Below are 16545 nucleotides of genomic sequence, written 5' to 3'. Positions count from 1 at the left end.
CGAATATTTGCTCCAGCCTTTGATGCTTCTAGTGTTGCCATGAAAATAGATAACAATTCCTTTGGGGTTTTTGACCGTGAAATGTAAGCCATTGATTCGGACACCCTCTTCCACCTCAAAAAAGTGCTCTTCAAAAGGCTCCTCATACTTATACTCAAAATTTTCAGGAAGTTTTTCCGGATGGAACATGAAGTATTCCTGCACAAGATAGACGAGTACAGAAAGGAATAAGTACAAACCAAGGCCGATCCAGATATACTTTTCCATGTCTTAAAATACATGAAATATGCAGTTGCAGCAAATTAGTTCTTTGATCTTTAGGTGTTTGCCATACTTTTTTAGTCTTATAAGAAACCTAATGAATATGAAAAAGCTAATGCTACTGGCTGTCTTAGGGATTGTTTGTTCTACAGGCGCTTTTGGGCAATACAGGCCCTACCACAAAGAAGATCTAAAAAAATACAAGGAAACGTCCGTTAAATCATTTCAGATTCATGTGACTCCCTACACTTATGGCAGGGGAGGAAAATACAGTCCACAAAGATTTCAGGGGCTCCAGGTCATTTCTATGAATAGACCTGGAGGAACTCATGATGACATATACTTTATTGATAAAAATGGCAATACGCAATATCACACGGTTCGACCAACCGCTCCTTTAAATACACATCAGAATCACCAAGGTGTATATGATAGCTCGAGCCCTTCCGGTTACCGTTATGAATCTGTGGGGCAGGCGGTTTTGGATGGAGTGGCCACAATGCTTTCTGGTATCCTTCTGGACTAAATTTTAATTACGTTAGTATTTTTTCTGCTGACCATAATTGGAGGCAGATTTTCTAGAATTTCCTTATGCATAGCCTCGAGAAGTTTCTTTTTAGCATAGCTTTTCTTTACCACCAAGCCAACTTCGCGTGTAGGAACCGGATCGGAAAATTTACGCAATTTGGTTTGCTCGTCTTTGCTCAAATCAAGTGTAAATAGCTCTGGTAGAAGAGTATATCCTCCACGTCGGTCAACCAGTTTTTTAAGTGCTTCAAGAGATCCACTTTCATACAATACTCGATTATTGAATCGGTCGGCTTTTTTTGCATTACAAATATTGAGCATTTGACTTCTATAGCAGTGCCCTTCGTCCAATATCCACAGACCCTCATTGTTGAGCTCCGACGAGACGACTAAGTTTTGGTCAAACAAAGGATGCCTGTGAGATACATAAGCAAAGAACTCTTCATAAAACAATGGACTTTCTTTCATACTTTCCTCGTTGAGTGGAGTGACCATAAGTCCGATGTCTATCTGGTCCTTTTTTAGAAGGTCAAGCATGTCACTTGTCATGTGCTCGCTTACTTGCAGATTAATTAATGGGTACTTTTCTACAAAAGAGGAGATGAATAAAGGGACCAAATAAGGTGCTAATGTAGGTATGACTCCGATTTTGACATTCCCTTTGATTTCATGCTTTTCATTATCTATGATTTCACTGACTTTCTTGGATTCTGCAATTATTATCCGGGCCTGTTCGAGGATTTGAATGCCTATTTCAGTTGGTTCTATAGGGTGTTTGGATCTATCAAAAAGTATCACGCCTAGCGTGTCTTCCAATTTTTGAATTTGCATGCTAAGGGTAGGCTGAGTCACAAAACATTTTTCGGCTGCTATGGCAAAGTGTCTGTGATTATCTAGGGCAATAATATATTCGAGCTGTACGAGTGTCAATGGATGTAAAAGTAAGAGTGAAAAAAGGCTCGAAAAACGAGCCTTTATAGTTAGTCAATAATTTTAAATTCTACGCGCCTGTTCTTTCGTCTATTGTCTGCGGTGTCATTCGGAGCTACAGGCATGGTTTCGCCGTAACCGACAGACTCCAATCGCGAAGCCCGGATGCCATTTGCAATAAAATAACTGTATACAGACCATGCTCTTCTTTTGGATAGTTCGAGGTTATAGTCGTCATCTCCTACGGAGTCCGTATGGCCTGAAATTTCTATGCTGTTAATCTTATCACTTTCAAGCAATTTCAAAATTCGATCCAGTTCCGCATAAGAGGAAGTTCTTAAATCCGAACGATCGAATTCGAAGAAAATATTATTCAGCGAAATAGCGACTCCTTTTTCTATAGGAGTTAAGAACAAATCTTGCTGGATGTCTGTAATCTCAGTAATTTCATTGAGATCGATGTGCTCATCCTGAGATAGATAGCCCTCTTTGGCGGCATATACACCATAGGTGGCTCCAGGTCTTACTTTGAACACAAAGTCTCCATATTCATTGGTTTCGGCGCTGCCAACTGTGATACCATCAGGAAGTCTTTCTACATATACGCTACTGGAGATAGTCTCTTTGGATTTCGAGTCGAAGACTTTTCCATGAATAGTAACAAAAATTTCTTCAGGATCTAGTTCAGGTTCATCCGTAGGTTCTATGAATAGCTCGTCGATCCGAAACCTGAAAACATCAGTATTTTCATCCGCTCGCCCACGAGTAAAGTAGGCGTGGCTTCCTGTAGAAGGAATATTAAAATAGGTGTCATCATCAGGGCCATTGACACCTTTTCCAAGGTTTTCTGGCTTCGACCAATTGGTCCAGGTATCATCTAATCGTTTTGAGACGTAGATATCTGCTCCTCCATAGCCTCTGAATCCTTTGGATGAGAAGTACAAAGTTTCTCCATCATGATGGAGAAAAGGGCCACTTTCAACGTCCGCAGAATTTACTACCCCACCAAGGTTTTTAGGTTCGCTGTAGTTGCCATTTGGCTGGACAAACGAGGCATAGATATCTCTATCCCCGTAGGTGTCGTCTCGTTCAACAGCCATCAAAATTACTTTGGTGTCCGTACTCATGTAGTAATCTACTTTTTCTGAGTAGTTATAGTCATTTTCGATATTCAAATTTGTTGGCTTTTCCCATTTTCCCGGACCTTTGCTTCTGCTCATTGAAACACCCTGCGACATTCTGCCTCTTTTTTCATACCTGTTACCGAGGAGAAGGACGGTTTCATCACCTATTTGAGTAATAGAACAAATAAAATTGGGTCCGGGGGTGTTCAAAGGTGGGCCTAAATTTTTAGCTGGTTGCCATTCTTGAGTTTCTTCATCTAGCTCAGAGTACCAGATATCTTCATAATCATCTACCCCACCAACATTATCTGGATGAGCTCGACGACTGAAGTATAAGGTTTTTCCATCCGGTGAGAGAATAGGACTTTGTTCTAGATATTGACTGTTCACACTCTCGCCTAGTCGTTCGGTGCTTAATTCTTCATTAACGTTTTTTGCCAGGTCAATTAAAACACTAATCGGAATATTGGAAGATGAGAGCCCTATCGCATCAATACTATTGAATCCGGGGACATTCCCACCTTTAATGTCAATTCGGATATAGGCTATTCGATAGGGAGTCTTTTCAAAAAACAAGTTGAGCAATCTGCTCTGAAGTGGAATGGGCCTAGGGTTAAGGTCAAATATCACATATTCGTTATCCAAAGAATCGTAGGCATACACCTTAGATACAGCGCCAGGGTTTTCTGTTTCGGCTATGGCAATCTGTTGAGCTCGAATAGGTGTGTCAAATTTAACCACGATGTATTCATCATTGTCCGGCCTGGCTGGTCTCCAAGCATTAGGACTTTCTCCCCCTTTTGGATATACATTCGGAGCGTGTAGAGCCTGACTTGCAGCATACTGGAGAGCAGTGGTCTCTGAGGTCACGTGCATGACTTCGGAGGCCCATTTGACAGTTTCCTGGGCGTAGATTCCAGTGGTAATTAGGCTGGCAACGAATAAGGCGATTAATTTTCTCATTGAGATGATAATTTATTCAAGGTGGTAATAAATATATTCATTTTTTATTGCTTGAGGATTCTAACCTCTACACGTCTATTGGCGGTACGGGCTTCGTCGGTCCGCTCTCTGCTCAGAGGCTGCGTACCTCCAAAGGCTTTAGTGCTAATTCTAGTTTTCTTTACGCCCCTTTTGGTAAGATATTCTTTTACTGCGTCTACACGATCTTGAGAGAGCTGGAGATTCGCCTGTGCGTTGCCTTGAAAATCGGTATGCCCTTCAAGTTGTATGTTGATATTTGGCCTTGCTTCTAGCCAATCTACAAAATCATTGAGTTCGGTATAGGAGGACTCGTCTATTACTGCTCTACCGCGAGCAAATATCAAATTATGGAGGTCGAATTTTTCATGAGCGGCATCTGGAAACATCACAAAGTTTTTTTCTATCAACTGTGTGCCATTGTCTAGTACTTCCATTTCCTCACTTATTGTTTTATAGCCATCAGCCTTTACATTAATTATATATTTGATGTTTTCAAGCATATACAGCTCATAGACTCCATTCTGTTGATTGGTAGAAGAAATTCCCATATCATCATAGAAGGGAAGTTTTTCATAAAAAACATTAGCTATTAGAGGAGTTTTAGATTCCTCGTCAAGTACAGTGCCTGTCACTCGAATAAGTGTGCCTTCCTCATGTGCCTGGGCGAGAAGATTATCATTAGATAGAAAAAGTATATTGGAGGTGCACAAACAAAAAGAAAATAGAATTCGTGTTATTTTCATAGTTCAAGTAGATCTGGTGATCAAAGGTTTGATAGCCCGTAATTTAGCTATAATTTAAAAATTTACTCTAAAGAATGTGGATTGAATAGCAGATATCCTACATGCAAAAGTACGCCCCATTCGTGCTGGTAGTCGTCATAATAATTGACATGCAGACCAATTGGGCCTATAAACGAATGATACACTATGCCAGAAGTAGCGGCGAATGATGGATTGAGCCATTTTCTTTCAAAATTTGGAATTTCACCACTCTCCCCAGTAATTTCTTCGATAGGGTTGAATGCATATCCTTCTAGCCTGAATTGAAGGTTTTTCATTGGCGACCAAACATTTTTTATGCCAACAGCAAGGAACTGTCGTGCTCTGAAATTTTCAAGCATAAGTGTTTTGCTGTCCTGAAGCGGGTAAAAGCCGGTAAAATTGATAATGGTGCTTTTGGTGGTGCCTAAGGCAGGTTGATTGGAAAACTGTGCTTCAACGGTAGTACCAAAACTGAATTTATTGCCCAGTGGATAGTAATTTTCAGTGGCTATTTTTATGGCATACCATGTGTTATTCTCTTTTTCTACTGGGCTGGCGATGATTGATGTGCTGCCAGGTAAGTAATCGCTCTCTATGAAAAATTGATTTATTGCAAATTCAAATTTTGAACCTTTGGTGGCAAATTGAGGGTAATTAAAACCATTGTGATAGGCTCTGGCTTCTAGTCGTACACCCTCTAATTTCAATTCATCAAAATTTTCGTTGGTATTGATTTGCTGTTCGTTGCTAAATTTGTCTTTGTTCAAGATATATGAAGCTTCCATGCTCAAGCCTACCTTCCGGTTCAAAGGGAAGCCAAAAAACAAACCCATTTTTCGGTCTACACGATCTAGGATGGTCAAGTCAGGTTCTCCTAATAAGTAGTCTGCCAAATTCAAATAATCCCTATGGTTGATTGTTACTGTAGGGCCTAAAGAGAAGGGTTTTTTCCCTGGAAATGTGATTCTATTTTTAAAGTATACCGATTCATAAAATGGCCCGGCAAATAGCTTCAGTTCGTATTCTTCTAAAATTCTAGTGAGTCGCTTGAAGTCCATGCCCAAATACATGTACGAAATATTTCTTGAAGTTAAACTACCACCAATTTTTGCTTTGAGTCTTGGGTTGGGATGTCCTTTCAATTGAAAAGCATAGCGGTCGCCTCTAGAGTAGCTGGGGAATACGTTGATAAAATAGTCATTGTGGATCAAGCGATAATAAGCGCGTTTTGTTTGTTCAAAATCAAATGAATTGTCTTTGTCAAATACATTTGAAATATATTGAGAGGCCTTGGGGTTGAATCCTTCGATCTGTACCGTGTCAAAATAATGGCGCATGGGGCGATTCAGAAATTCTACCCTTCGCTCTTTGAGGATAGCAGGATCTACACGCCGATTGATCTTACCTTTTATCTCTTCGATTTGATCTATTGCCGTTTGATATCCGATCTCATATATTTCCTTTGCCTTATTAAACCCCATGGTGCTGTAGTCTGTCAAGTTAATGTCAATGAATACATCAGTACTATCTAGCTTTGAAGGATCTCCTTTGTTGAGCATAAAGAAGAGTATCGATTCTGCTATTAGTTTTTCATCGTCGTTTTTAGGATATTCATCCAATACCTTACTGCCCACATTTACACCGATGATCACGTCAGGGTTAAATTCAGTTCTTGCAGGAGAAACTGGAAAGTTGTTGTAGATACCCCCATCGAACAACAACTCACCATCGACACGAACGGGTCGATAAAGCAAAGGGATAGCCATAGATGATCGGATGGATTCATAAAGCACCCCACTATCGAGTACCTCTTGCTTCTCCATAAATATATTAGAAGCAATGGCTCTGAAGGGTACGAAAAGGCTGTCATAATTGCCGTTGCATACATACGATGCGTGTTGAAAGCGCTCAGCTAGATTGATATTCAACACATAATCTTTATCAAAAGACGGATCTATACTAGAATCAAATGCAGAATCAAAATTGAGCTTTACTGTCAGCCAGGACGGGTCAGGTAATTTTTTATGGAAACTATATTTGTACTTTTCATCGATCACTCCATCCACCCAGTCTTGGAGATCCTGTGAAAGCGAAAGTGCTTTGATTTGATCGGGGCTATATCCTGCAGCATAAAACCCTCCAACAATGCTGCCCATAGAAGTGCCTACTACATAATCAATAGGGATATTATTTTCCTCCAATGCTTTGAGTACCCCGGCATGAGCGATACCCTTTGCACCGCCACCGCTTAAAACCAGTGCAACTTTTTGTGCATTTGAGGTGAGGGGGGTAGTGAATAGAATAAGTAAAAAAAAGGTCTTCACTAATCGTGAATACATAGTTGATTCAAATTGTCTTGCCTAAAAATATTAGAAACCAATGGAACCATGGCTTAAAATTTCAAAATAAAATGGGCAAAGCTATTTCAAATCCTATATTTGCCGCGCAAGCTTCCCTTATCCCATGGCTTCTAAGTTATACGAGACCACACAGTTAGACTTATATAGAAACCGATCCAAATTTAAATGGGTCGTACTGGCCATATCTATTGTCATCAGCATAGGGTCGATTTATTATACCAACGTATTGGTGGAGCAAATAAAATCTCGTGAGGAGAAACTGATCGCGCTTTACGCCAACACACTAGAGTACTTTGCTAATCAAGAAAACAATTCGGACCTGAATTTTATTTTTGATGAAATCATCCTTTCCAATAAGTCCATTCCCGTTGTGATGGCGGATGAATTGGGTAATCCGCTGGAGTATAAAAATATTCCTGCAGCCGATCGTGCGGCGACTAGAAAAGAGCGTAACCGAATATTAATTAATGAAATTCGAGAAATGGAGGAAGAGCACGAACCTCTTCTCGTGACATTGAGAAGGGATGGTAGCATCACAGGGTATCAATTCATTTACTATAAAAACTCGCTGTTGCTTACCCAGCTCAAATATTATCCACTTACGCAATTATTTGTGATCGGAATTTTTGGAATGATCGCCTTTTTGGTGTTCAATTATTCCAAAGCGGCAGAACAAAACAAGGTTTGGGTTGGATTGGCCAAAGAGACCGCCCATCAATTAGGGACACCGCTTTCATCACTTATGGCTTGGGTAGAATATCTGAAGTCCGATGAAAAGCTCAAGGATATGGACATGATTGTGGAGTTAGAGAAAGATGTGGAACGGTTGAACATGATTACCTCCAGATTTTCTAACATTGGCTCTGAGCCTATTCTGGAAAGCACTAATGTGTACAACCTCATTGAAGAGACCTTAAATTATTTAAAAAGAAGGATTTCCACACGAGTGGAATTCACCTTGGTTTGCTTTCCTAATAGAGAACTTGAAGCCAACATTAATAAGCCGCTTTTTGAATGGGTAATAGAAAACCTTTGTAAAAATGCGGTGGATGCCATGGGAGGTGAAGGTAAAATCCATATTAAAGTGCTTAAAGCCAATGAAGGTCATGTGATAATAGACATTGCCGATACGGGTAAAGGCATGACAAAAGCTGGGATTCAAAAAATATTCCAACCAGGATATACTACCAAAAAACGAGGTTGGGGACTAGGTTTGACGTTGGTCAAACGAATCATAGAAAACTATCACAAAGGAAAAATCTTTGTAAAAAGGTCGGATGTCAATAGAGGAACTACCTTTCGCATTTCGCTCAAATCCTAACTACGTAAAAAGAGGTCGGATACTTGGCGAAAAGTCAATTATTCCCTTAACTTCGCACTTTGAAAAAACAGGACACAATTTTTCATTGAAATAAACAATCAAGAAATGGCAAATAGTGGTAAAATCACACAAGTAATTGGCCCGGTAGTGGACGTAAGCTTCGAAGCTGATGGTGCTAAAGTCCCAAATATTTTGGACGCGCTATACGTAACCAAAGAAAACGGACAAAAAGTAGTGTTGGAATGCCAGCAGCACTTAGGCGAAGACAGAGTTAGAACTATCGCAATGGAAGGTACCGAAGGTTTGACCAGAGGTATGGAAGTTATCGATACTGGTGCGGCAATCACTATGCCTATCGGAGAAGACATTAAAGGTCGTCTGTTCAACGTAATCGGCGAAGCTATCGATGGTATTGAGCAGCCAAAAGGAGAGAAATCTCTTCCAATTCACAGACCTGCTCCTGCTTTTGAAGACCTATCTACTTCTACCGAAGTATTGTTTACAGGTATCAAAGTAATTGACTTGATTGAGCCTTATTCTAAAGGTGGTAAAATTGGTTTGTTTGGTGGTGCTGGTGTTGGTAAAACTGTATTGATTCAGGAATTGATCAACAACATCGCCAAAGGACACGGTGGACTTTCAGTATTCGCCGGTGTTGGAGAAAGAACAAGAGAAGGAAACGATTTGCTTCGTGAGATGATTGAGTCTGGTATTGTAAACTACGGTGAAGACTTCTTGAAATCTATGGAAGAAGGCGGATGGGATCTTTCTAAAGTAGATAAAAAAGCATTAGGTGATTCGAAAGCAACTTTCGTTTTCGGTCAGATGAACGAGCCTCCTGGGGCAAGAGCTAGAGTAGCACTTTCTGGTCTTACTGTAGCTGAGTACTTCAGAGATGGTGATGGCGAAGGTCAAGGAAAAGATATCCTTTTCTTCGTAGACAACATCTTTAGATTTACACAAGCTGGATCTGAGGTATCTGCATTGCTAGGTCGTATGCCATCAGCAGTAGGTTACCAGCCTACATTGGCTACAGAGATGGGAGCCATGCAGGAAAGAATTACTTCTACAAAGAAAGGATCTATTACATCTGTACAGGCCGTTTACGTACCTGCAGATGATTTAACTGACCCTGCTCCTGCAACTACATTTGCTCACTTGGATGCAACAACAGTACTTTCAAGAAAAATTTCTGAGCTTGGTATTTACCCAGCTGTAGATCCTTTGGATTCTACTTCAAGAATTTTGTCTGAAGAGGTAGTAGGTGCTGAACACTACGGATGTGCACAAAGAGTAATCGAAATTCTTCAGAGATATAAAGAGCTTCAAGATATCATTGCTATTTTGGGTATGGACGAATTGTCTGACGAAGATAAACAAGTGGTACACAGAGCTAGAAGGGTACAAAGATTCCTTTCTCAGCCGTTCCACGTAGCAGAGCAGTTTACTGGATTGCAGGGTGTATTGGTAGATATCAAAGACACTATCAAAGGATTCAACATGATTATGGACGGTGAATTGGATCACTTGCCAGAAGCAGCTTTCAACTTGGTTGGAGGCATCGAATCTGCGATCGAAAAAGGAGAAAAATTATTGGCTGAAGCTAAATAATTCAGACTATGTATTTAGAAATAATCACACCAGACGAAAACGTTTTTGAAGGAGAGGTAGAGTCTGCCATGTTTCCTGGAAGCGATGGTTCGTTTCAGGTTCTAAACGATCACGCCCCTTTGGTTAGTTCAGTAGGAAAAGGTGACGTAAAGATCATGAGACTACATGACAAGAAAACCGAAGAGATACATTTCAGTATCGATGGCGGAGTTGTAGAAGTACTCAATAACAAAATATTGGTATTGGCCGAGTCTATCGGAGAGTAAAGTCAGGTGTAAAAATAAAAGGGAAGCCATGAATATTTATTCATGGCTTTTTTTGTGCCTATTCTCTTTTGAGAGCTTTCAAAATTGAAGATAAGTTTATGATTTTTTTGTATCTTGTTGATCAACTACCTAATTTAAACGACTTATAATTATTAAATACATGTCAGGCAAAACAGCATTGATCGTAGGCGCCACGGGTTTGGTTGGTAGAGAGCTCTTAAACGTGCTTTTGGAAAATGATCATTACTCGAAAATATTAATAGTAGGAAGAAGTTCTCCTGGAGTAAAAGACAATCGCATAGAGGAGTTGTTGATCAGTTTTGATGACTTAGCTAATTACAAAGATCAAATTTCTGCCAACGACTATTATTGCTGTATTGGAACCACCATGGATGTGGCTAAATCCAAAGAGGCGTTTTATAGAGTCGACTATACCTATGTGATGGAGCTGGCTAAAATGTCTAAAGAAGATCCTGCCTGTGATCAGTTTCATGTTGTTTCTTCTTATGGAGCAAATGCTCAGTCCGGTCTTTTTTACAATGCTGTAAAGGGCCAGGTGGAGGATGCTTTGAAAGAATTGAATTTGAGAGCACTGCATATTTTTCAACCCTCACTCTTGCTTGGTTATAGAAAGAATTTTAGACTATGGGAAGAGTTGGCAAAAATTGCTTCGGGCGTATTGTCCTTCTTTATCATTGGTTCCAGATTGAAATTTTGGGCCATTGAAGGGAGCGAAGTAGCCAAGGCGATGTTCTACGTGGCGCTTAGCGGAGAATTTGGCACGCACGTACACAAGCCGCTAGAAATGAAACGCATAGCACACACCAAAGAATACAAAGGTGATAACAGTGTTACAGCGGACGTCTGAGGCGTCTGTACAAATCAATCAGGAAATAGTAGGACAGATCGAGGAGGGTTTAATGATCCTGCTTGGCATCGAAGAAGCAGATGGTCAGGAAGACATTGATTGGCTTTGTCGCAAGGTCTGTAATCTCAGAATATTTGACGATGAGTATGGGATTATGAATAAAAGCATTCTTGATGTAGGAGGCGGCATTTTGCTGATCAGCCAGTTTACGCTGCACGCCAGCATGAAAAAGGGAAATCGCCCTTCCTACATTAAAGCCGCAAAGCCAGAGATAGCCATCCCGTTGTATGAGAAGTTTATTGAGCAACTCGAAAGTGAGCTGGGTAAACCTATTCAAACGGGTGAGTTTGGAGCGGATATGAAGGTGAATTTGACAAATGATGGACCTGTCACTATAATGATCGATTCTAAAAACAAACAGTAATGACCATAGAGGAGGCGCAGGCATTGGTGGATGATTGGATCAAGAAGCATGGAGGCTACTTCAGTGAACTGACCAATTTGGCAGTGCTTACGGAAGAGGTTGGAGAGTTGGCTCGAATTATATCTCGAAAGTATGGGGATCAGTCCTTCAAAAACAAAGAATCGGAAGCTGATTTGGCCGATGAATTGGCTGATGTGCTTTGGGTGGTCATGTGTTTGGCGAATCAAACAGATATTGATTTAACAAAAGCCCTTGAAAAGAACGTCAAAAAGAAAACCAAAAGAGATTCTACCCGACACAAGGAAAATAAAAAACTCTGGAAGCAAAAGCCACCGGAGAATTAGTTAGTTGTGGTATTCATCCACCCTAAAATCATTTTAAAAACCTCATCCTTCTTCACATCATTATGCGGCTCATGCTTGATGCCTTCCCATTGATGATAATTGGCATGCTCGCCGATACTTTCAGCGAATTGTTTTGATGCCTCAGGAGAAGTGATTCTATCTTCTGCGCCATGATAGATGAGCAGAGGGATTTTATTCTTGTGTGTATTTTCCAAGGTCCAAAGCCCTTCACGATATGCTTCAGTAAACAATCGTGTAGATATTTTATTGTGGTTGAGTGGGTCGTCTTTGTAGGCTTGATTAACGGCATCATCGTTGGTCAGGTGCTTAACGTCAAGGTCATTAGGTTGTGTCAGCGATGGGAGTATGCGGGAAAAAATCTTGGCTAGTTTGATTTGAAAGCTTGGAGGCTCGAAGGCGAGCTTCAACCATGGGGAAGAAATGATAGCCCCTGTCAATTCGTTGGTATTCTTTTTTAGCACGTAATTGGTCACGATATTGCCGCCCAAACTATGGCCAAGGAGAAATAGCGGTAGGTCATTGTATTCTGCTCGGGCATACATCAGTAGTTCTTCCACATCATCCAAAAGCATGTCATGTGAAGGGGTGTGGCCTCGCTTGCCTTCCGACTGACCATGTCCTCTTAGGTCTGTGGCAAACATAGAAATTTGATTGGCGTTGAGAAATTCTGCCACATGCTCATATCTTCCAATATGTTCGCCAAGTCCATGTACCAGACAGATAGCAGCTTTGGGACTTTCTGCCAACCACTCCCTGCCGTACAATGAGGTACCGTCTTTAGCGGTAAGGGTGAAACTATCTATTTCCTCCATTCAGATAATGATTATTTTTTATTGGCAAGATAGACACCCACCAATACAATCCCAATGCCTATGATCTGATAAATGTTGAGCACTTCGCCGTCGAACAAGCCCCAACCTATGGCCACAATCGGAATAACATAAGTAACCGAGCTGGCAAAAATAGGAGAGGCTGTTTTTACCAATTTGTTAAATATCACTAGTGCCATGGCCGTACCAATCAAGGCAAGTGTGGCGACGTAAGCTATGCCTGATAAAAACTCAGGATTAGTCCCTGCTTTTTCTAAGAAGTCGGTTGCGGTAAGTAAATATCCTAAACTGATGGGACTTACTAGTGTGAATGATACGGCGGTAATATGCAGGGAGCGAATGTCAGTCAGATAGTGCTTGATGAGGTTAACGCTGGTTCCGTACATCACAGTCGCGGCAATCACAAATAGGGCATACAAGTTGACTCCGGATAGATCAAAATAGGCCCCGCCTAACATGATGAAGGTGCACCCAACGAAGCCGATGGCTATGCCTAAGATGTTGATGGTTTTGATCCTGTGGTGAAAAAATACAAGCCCGATGAGCAATACAAAGACTGGTGTCATGGCATTGATCACACCAGTGATAGCGCTTTCCAGTCGCGTCTGAGCAATAGCAAAAAGGATGGCTGGCAAGAGGCTTCCGACAAGCCCTACTACAAATAATACTGGCAATTTCTTGCGCTCGATTTTCCGAATGACAGGTAATGAAAAGGGAAGGAGTCCTAGGAAGGCAATGAACATCCGTAGCGTTCCCACTTCACCTGCTGTAAATGTCAATAGACTTTTTTTGATCAGGATGAATGAGCTTCCCCAAACTAAGGCCAAAACGATGAGTAGCAACCAAGAGATGAGTCCTGGCGAGCTTTGTTCGTTACTCATTGAGCAACCAGGCTTGCATGCTGAAAGACATCTTCTACCTCGTCTAGTATGCTACTGGTGGCTTCAAATGTTGGAGATTCCACTAGTCGAGCTCTGAAGGGTTTGAACCCATGAATGCCTCGGAAATAGTTGGTGTAATGTCTACGCATTTCGAAAATGCCCTTTTTTTCTCCTTTCCATTCTATGGAAAATTTGAGATGGCTTCTCACAGCATCCATTCGTTGCGATAGGGTCGGTGGTGGCAGTTCTTCACCGGTTTTGAAGTAATGTTTGATCTGATTGAAAATCCAAGGATTGCCAATGGCTCCTCGGCCAATCATAATTCCGTCAACGCCGTACTTTTCTCTGTATTCCTTTGCTTTTTGTGGTGAATCAATATCTCCATTGCCGAAGATAGGAATGTGAATATCCGGATGGTTTTTGACCTCAGCGATAGGATTCCAATCGGCTTCTCCTTTGTACATCTGCTGACGTGTCCGGCCGTGGATACTTAAGGCCTGGATACCTACATCCTGTAAGCGCTGAGCGACTTCTAAAATTTTAATATTATCATGATCCCAACCCAATCGTGTCTTTACGGTCACCGGTTTACTCACCCGTTTCACGATTTCTTCGGTCATTTTTTGCATTTTAGGCAGGTCCAGTAAAATGCCAGCTCCAGCACCTTTACAGGCTACTTTCTTTACAGGGCAACCATAGTTGATATCCACCAACTCTGGATTGGCTTCTTCTGCTATGGCGGCTGCTTCCCGCATAGATTCTATTTTTTCACCAAAGATTTGGATGCCAATAGGACGTTCATAGTCATAGATATCTAGCTTTTGTATGCTTTTGGCCGCATCTCGGATCAATGCTTCTGATGAAATAAACTCTGTGTACATCAAGTCTGCACCATTTTCTTTACATACCGCACGGAATGGGGGGTCGCTCACATCTTCCATGGGCGCCAGTAGCAAAGGAAATTCCCCTAATTCGATATCACCTATTTTTACCATCTTGCTTTATTTGGGCATTCGGATAATCTGTTTTTTTATTTCCGAATATCCGATCATTTTTGCTGCAAATTTAATCCATTTATGCCCAATTCACTACAAAGTAATCAGACCCCACTTTCTTTATTGCTGATACTAATAATATTGAGCTTGGGGACCTACCTGATTGTTCCTGTGATTTTAATGTCTTTGGGTGTAGAGATACTTGGCATCTCCCTTGAAGAGTTTATGCGAAAAATAGGGATGGAGAACCCAGAACCTCAAGGGCAATTAGTTTTGATTTTAGTGCAAGGAGCGTCTTCGGTCCTGAGCTTTATAGTGGTACCAGCATTTTTTGTTAAGAAATACGAAGCAAGTAGCCTTTCTAGTTATTTTCATTCCCGATGGATTAATACAAATGCAATTGTTCTTACGCTAGGTTTGACTCTTTCGTTGATGGTAGTCAATAGCTTGCTCATTGAGTGGAATATGAATGTGAAGTTCCCGGAGAGTCTTGCATCCTCTTTCGATCGAATGGAGGAGCAAGGAAGGCTGATGACAGAATACCTCACCGATTTTTATTCCTTGCCTTATTTCCTGATGGTATTGGTAGTTGTAGCAGTTGTACCGGCGATTGGTGAAGAATTGCTTTTTAGAGGTTTGATACAAAAGTATCTGCAACATATTTGGAATAATCCACATCTGGCGATCTGGGCTACTGCCATTTTCTTCAGCGCTTTTCATATGCAGTTTTATGGGTTTGTTCCAAGGATGGTTTTGGGGGCTTTTTTTGGTTATCTCTTTTATTATTCGGGAAACCTATGGTATGCTTCGGTAGCCCATTTTGTGAACAACGGATTTACATTGGTCATGATTTATTTATTCCAACAAGGAATAGTGGAGTTTGATATTGAAGGCACTGAATCTGTATCGATTTGGCCAACCTTAGTCTTTGCAATTATTGGCGCGGTTCTGTTTGTTTTGTTCAAAAAACAATTTCATATTACAGATAATTTGAAAAATGAGTAACTGGCAAAAAGTATTTTCAGACAAGAATGAATACCGTGCGGAGATTGTCATCGCCGTGCTTCAGGAGTCTGGACTACAGCCGGTGATGGTCAACAAAAAAGACGCTGCCTACCAGTTTGGCCATTTTGAAGTATTGGTAGCCCCTGATCACGTACTCAGGGCAATTAAGATCATAGAGAATGACATCGAGTTCAAGTAAGTTTTCGGATCTGGCCAAAAGGCTGGTCACTGGGGTAATAGGTGCGTTCTTTGTATTGTTTGCCATTGCCTATCATGAGTATGGATTTGTAGCTGTATTCTTGGTGCTATGCGTACTGACCCAATGGGAGTTTTATAAATTAATTATAGCCAATGGAATTGTGCCCCTTCGGACTTTCGGCACCATTATGGGGGTCATTCTGTATATGATGATATATCTGGTAGAAAAAGGAGCGATTCATTTCGATGCTTTTTTTATGATTCTACCTTTCAGTTCTACAATCTTCTTCATCAAACTTTATAAAAAAGACGAAAAGAAACCTTTCACTAATATCGCTTTTACCTTTTTAGGAATTATTTATGTGGCTTTGCCTTTTTCACTTTTGAGTGTGGCAGCTTTCATCTTGGATCAATATAGTTATCAAATTATCATAGGTATATTTTTGATCCTTTGGGCTAGTGATACAGGTGCTTATTTCGCTGGGATTCAATTCGGACGTAGGAAGTTATTTGAAAGAGTGTCGCCCAAAAAATCATGGGAAGGTAGTGTTGGAGGTGCCTTTCTTTCTCTGGCGTTTGCCGTTGGGATTTCATTCTATTTCACAGACTTGGCCTTGTGGCATTGGGTCGTTATTTCCATAATCACGGTCGTTACTGGCACGTATGGTGATTTAGTAGAATCATTATTTAAAAGAAGTATGGATATCAAGGACTCTGGTCGCAAGCTACCGGGTCATGGAGGGTTTTTAGATAGATTCGACGGATTATTGTTATCCATCCCATTCATTATCATTTTCTTGAAGTTTTTTGTGCAAGAATGAGTGAATATT

Annotated in this window: 17 protein-coding genes and 1 pseudogene; 10 read left to right on the top strand and 8 right to left on the bottom strand. The window is 40.9% G+C overall.

The features are described from left to right. Positions 1–267 (bottom strand): annotated as a pseudogene (locus tag R8N23_RS20930) (alpha/beta hydrolase); the annotation flags it as partial. A 97-nt stretch (positions 268–364) separates the two neighbouring features. Between R8N23_RS20930 and R8N23_RS20925 the strand changes: the two are divergent. Next, the gene (locus R8N23_RS20925; protein ID WP_318173560.1) at positions 365–787 is read left to right on the top strand and encodes a hypothetical protein; all 423 of its coding nucleotides are present in this window, start codon (positions 365–367) and stop codon (positions 785–787) included. Here R8N23_RS20925 and R8N23_RS20920 read toward each other — a convergent pair. The 4 genes from R8N23_RS20920 to R8N23_RS20905 form a co-directional block, all read right to left on the bottom strand. Then, entirely contained in the window at positions 784–1719 is a 936-nt protein-coding gene (locus R8N23_RS20920) for a hydrogen peroxide-inducible genes activator (protein WP_318173559.1), read from the bottom strand. The two genes, R8N23_RS20925 and R8N23_RS20920, sit on opposite strands and share 4 nt — an antisense overlap. Positions 1720–1769: 50 nt before the next feature. After that, positions 1770–3806 carry an OmpA family protein gene (locus R8N23_RS20915; RefSeq protein ID WP_318173558.1) on the bottom strand — a complete coding sequence of 679 codons (2037 nt, stop codon included), beginning with the start codon at positions 3804–3806 and terminating at the stop codon, positions 1770–1772. A gap of 44 nt (positions 3807–3850) precedes the next feature. Further along, the gene (locus R8N23_RS20910) at positions 3851–4570 is read right to left on the bottom strand and encodes an OmpA family protein (RefSeq protein WP_318173557.1); all 720 of its coding nucleotides are present in this window, start codon (positions 4568–4570) and stop codon (positions 3851–3853) included. A 62-nt stretch (positions 4571–4632) separates the two neighbouring features. Next, a complete protein-coding gene (locus R8N23_RS20905; protein ID WP_318173556.1) occupies positions 4633–6930 on the bottom strand; it encodes a patatin-like phospholipase family protein in 2298 nt (765 codons plus the stop codon). A gap of 124 nt (positions 6931–7054) precedes the next feature. Here R8N23_RS20905 and R8N23_RS20900 point away from each other — a divergent pair, with 124 nt between their 5' ends. From R8N23_RS20900 to R8N23_RS20875, 6 genes are all read left to right on the top strand, one after another. Continuing rightward, positions 7055–8272 carry a HAMP domain-containing sensor histidine kinase gene (locus R8N23_RS20900; RefSeq protein ID WP_318173555.1) on the top strand — a complete coding sequence of 406 codons (1218 nt, stop codon included), beginning with the start codon at positions 7055–7057 and terminating at the stop codon, positions 8270–8272. 105 nt (positions 8273–8377) lie between these two features. Continuing rightward, on the top strand, positions 8378–9883 hold the full coding sequence (gene atpD / locus R8N23_RS20895; protein WP_318173554.1) for a F0F1 ATP synthase subunit beta: 1506 nt from the start codon (positions 8378–8380) through the stop codon (positions 9881–9883). Positions 9884–9891: 8 nt separating this feature from the next. After that, positions 9892–10149: an ATP synthase F1 subunit epsilon gene (atpC, locus tag R8N23_RS20890; RefSeq protein ID WP_318173553.1), complete on the top strand. Its 258-nt coding sequence runs from the start codon at positions 9892–9894 to the stop codon at positions 10147–10149. Positions 10150–10309: 160 nt separating this feature from the next. Continuing rightward, on the top strand, positions 10310–11017 hold the full coding sequence (locus tag R8N23_RS20885; protein WP_318173552.1) for an NAD-dependent epimerase/dehydratase family protein: 708 nt from the start codon (positions 10310–10312) through the stop codon (positions 11015–11017). Continuing rightward, positions 10989–11441, top strand: coding sequence for a D-aminoacyl-tRNA deacylase (gene dtd, locus R8N23_RS20880; protein WP_318173551.1), 453 nt, complete (start codon positions 10989–10991; stop codon positions 11439–11441). The genes R8N23_RS20885 and dtd overlap by 29 nt, the downstream gene beginning before the upstream one ends. Further along, positions 11441–11785, top strand: a complete 345-nt coding sequence (locus R8N23_RS20875; protein ID WP_318173550.1) for a nucleotide pyrophosphohydrolase — start codon at positions 11441–11443, stop codon at positions 11783–11785. The genes dtd and R8N23_RS20875 overlap by 1 nt, the downstream gene beginning before the upstream one ends. On the opposite strand, the gene R8N23_RS20870 is transcribed toward R8N23_RS20875, so the two are convergent. Genes R8N23_RS20870 through dusB form a run of 3 tightly spaced genes read right to left on the bottom strand, consistent with a single transcriptional unit; the run spans position 11782 to position 14512 of the window. Beyond that, entirely contained in the window at positions 11782–12618 is an 837-nt protein-coding gene (locus R8N23_RS20870) for a lysophospholipase (protein WP_318173549.1), read from the bottom strand. The two genes, R8N23_RS20875 and R8N23_RS20870, sit on opposite strands and share 4 nt — an antisense overlap. 11 nt (positions 12619–12629) lie before the next feature. Further along, positions 12630–13517, bottom strand: coding sequence for a DMT family transporter (locus R8N23_RS20865; RefSeq protein WP_318173548.1), 888 nt, complete (start codon positions 13515–13517; stop codon positions 12630–12632). Further along, a complete protein-coding gene (dusB, locus tag R8N23_RS20860) occupies positions 13514–14512 on the bottom strand; it encodes a tRNA dihydrouridine synthase DusB (protein WP_318173547.1) in 999 nt (332 codons plus the stop codon). The genes R8N23_RS20865 and dusB overlap by 4 nt, the downstream gene beginning before the upstream one ends. 81 nt (positions 14513–14593) lie before the next feature. Between dusB and R8N23_RS20855 the strand changes: the two genes are divergently transcribed. From R8N23_RS20855 to R8N23_RS20845, 3 genes are read left to right on the top strand one after another with little or no spacing between them, the layout of a single operon-like run. Beyond that, positions 14594–15517 (top strand): CPBP family intramembrane glutamic endopeptidase, encoded by a 924-nt coding sequence (locus R8N23_RS20855; protein WP_318173546.1) that lies wholly within the window; start codon positions 14594–14596, stop codon positions 15515–15517. Further along, the gene (locus R8N23_RS20850; protein ID WP_318173545.1) at positions 15510–15716 is read left to right on the top strand and encodes a DUF2007 domain-containing protein; all 207 of its coding nucleotides are present in this window, start codon (positions 15510–15512) and stop codon (positions 15714–15716) included. The genes R8N23_RS20855 and R8N23_RS20850 overlap by 8 nt, the downstream gene beginning before the upstream one ends. Further along, entirely contained in the window at positions 15697–16536 is an 840-nt protein-coding gene (locus R8N23_RS20845) for a phosphatidate cytidylyltransferase (protein WP_318173544.1), read from the top strand. Before R8N23_RS20850 ends, R8N23_RS20845 begins: the two co-directional genes overlap by 20 nt. The last annotated feature ends 9 nt before the right edge of the window (positions 16537–16545 follow it).

The sequence above is a fragment of the Reichenbachiella sp. genome, assembly GCF_033344935.1.
Taxonomy (GTDB): Bacteria; Bacteroidota; Bacteroidia; order Cytophagales; family Cyclobacteriaceae; genus Reichenbachiella.
Note: the sequence above shows the minus strand (reverse complement) of the source record. Positions and strands in the feature narration are given on the sequence as shown.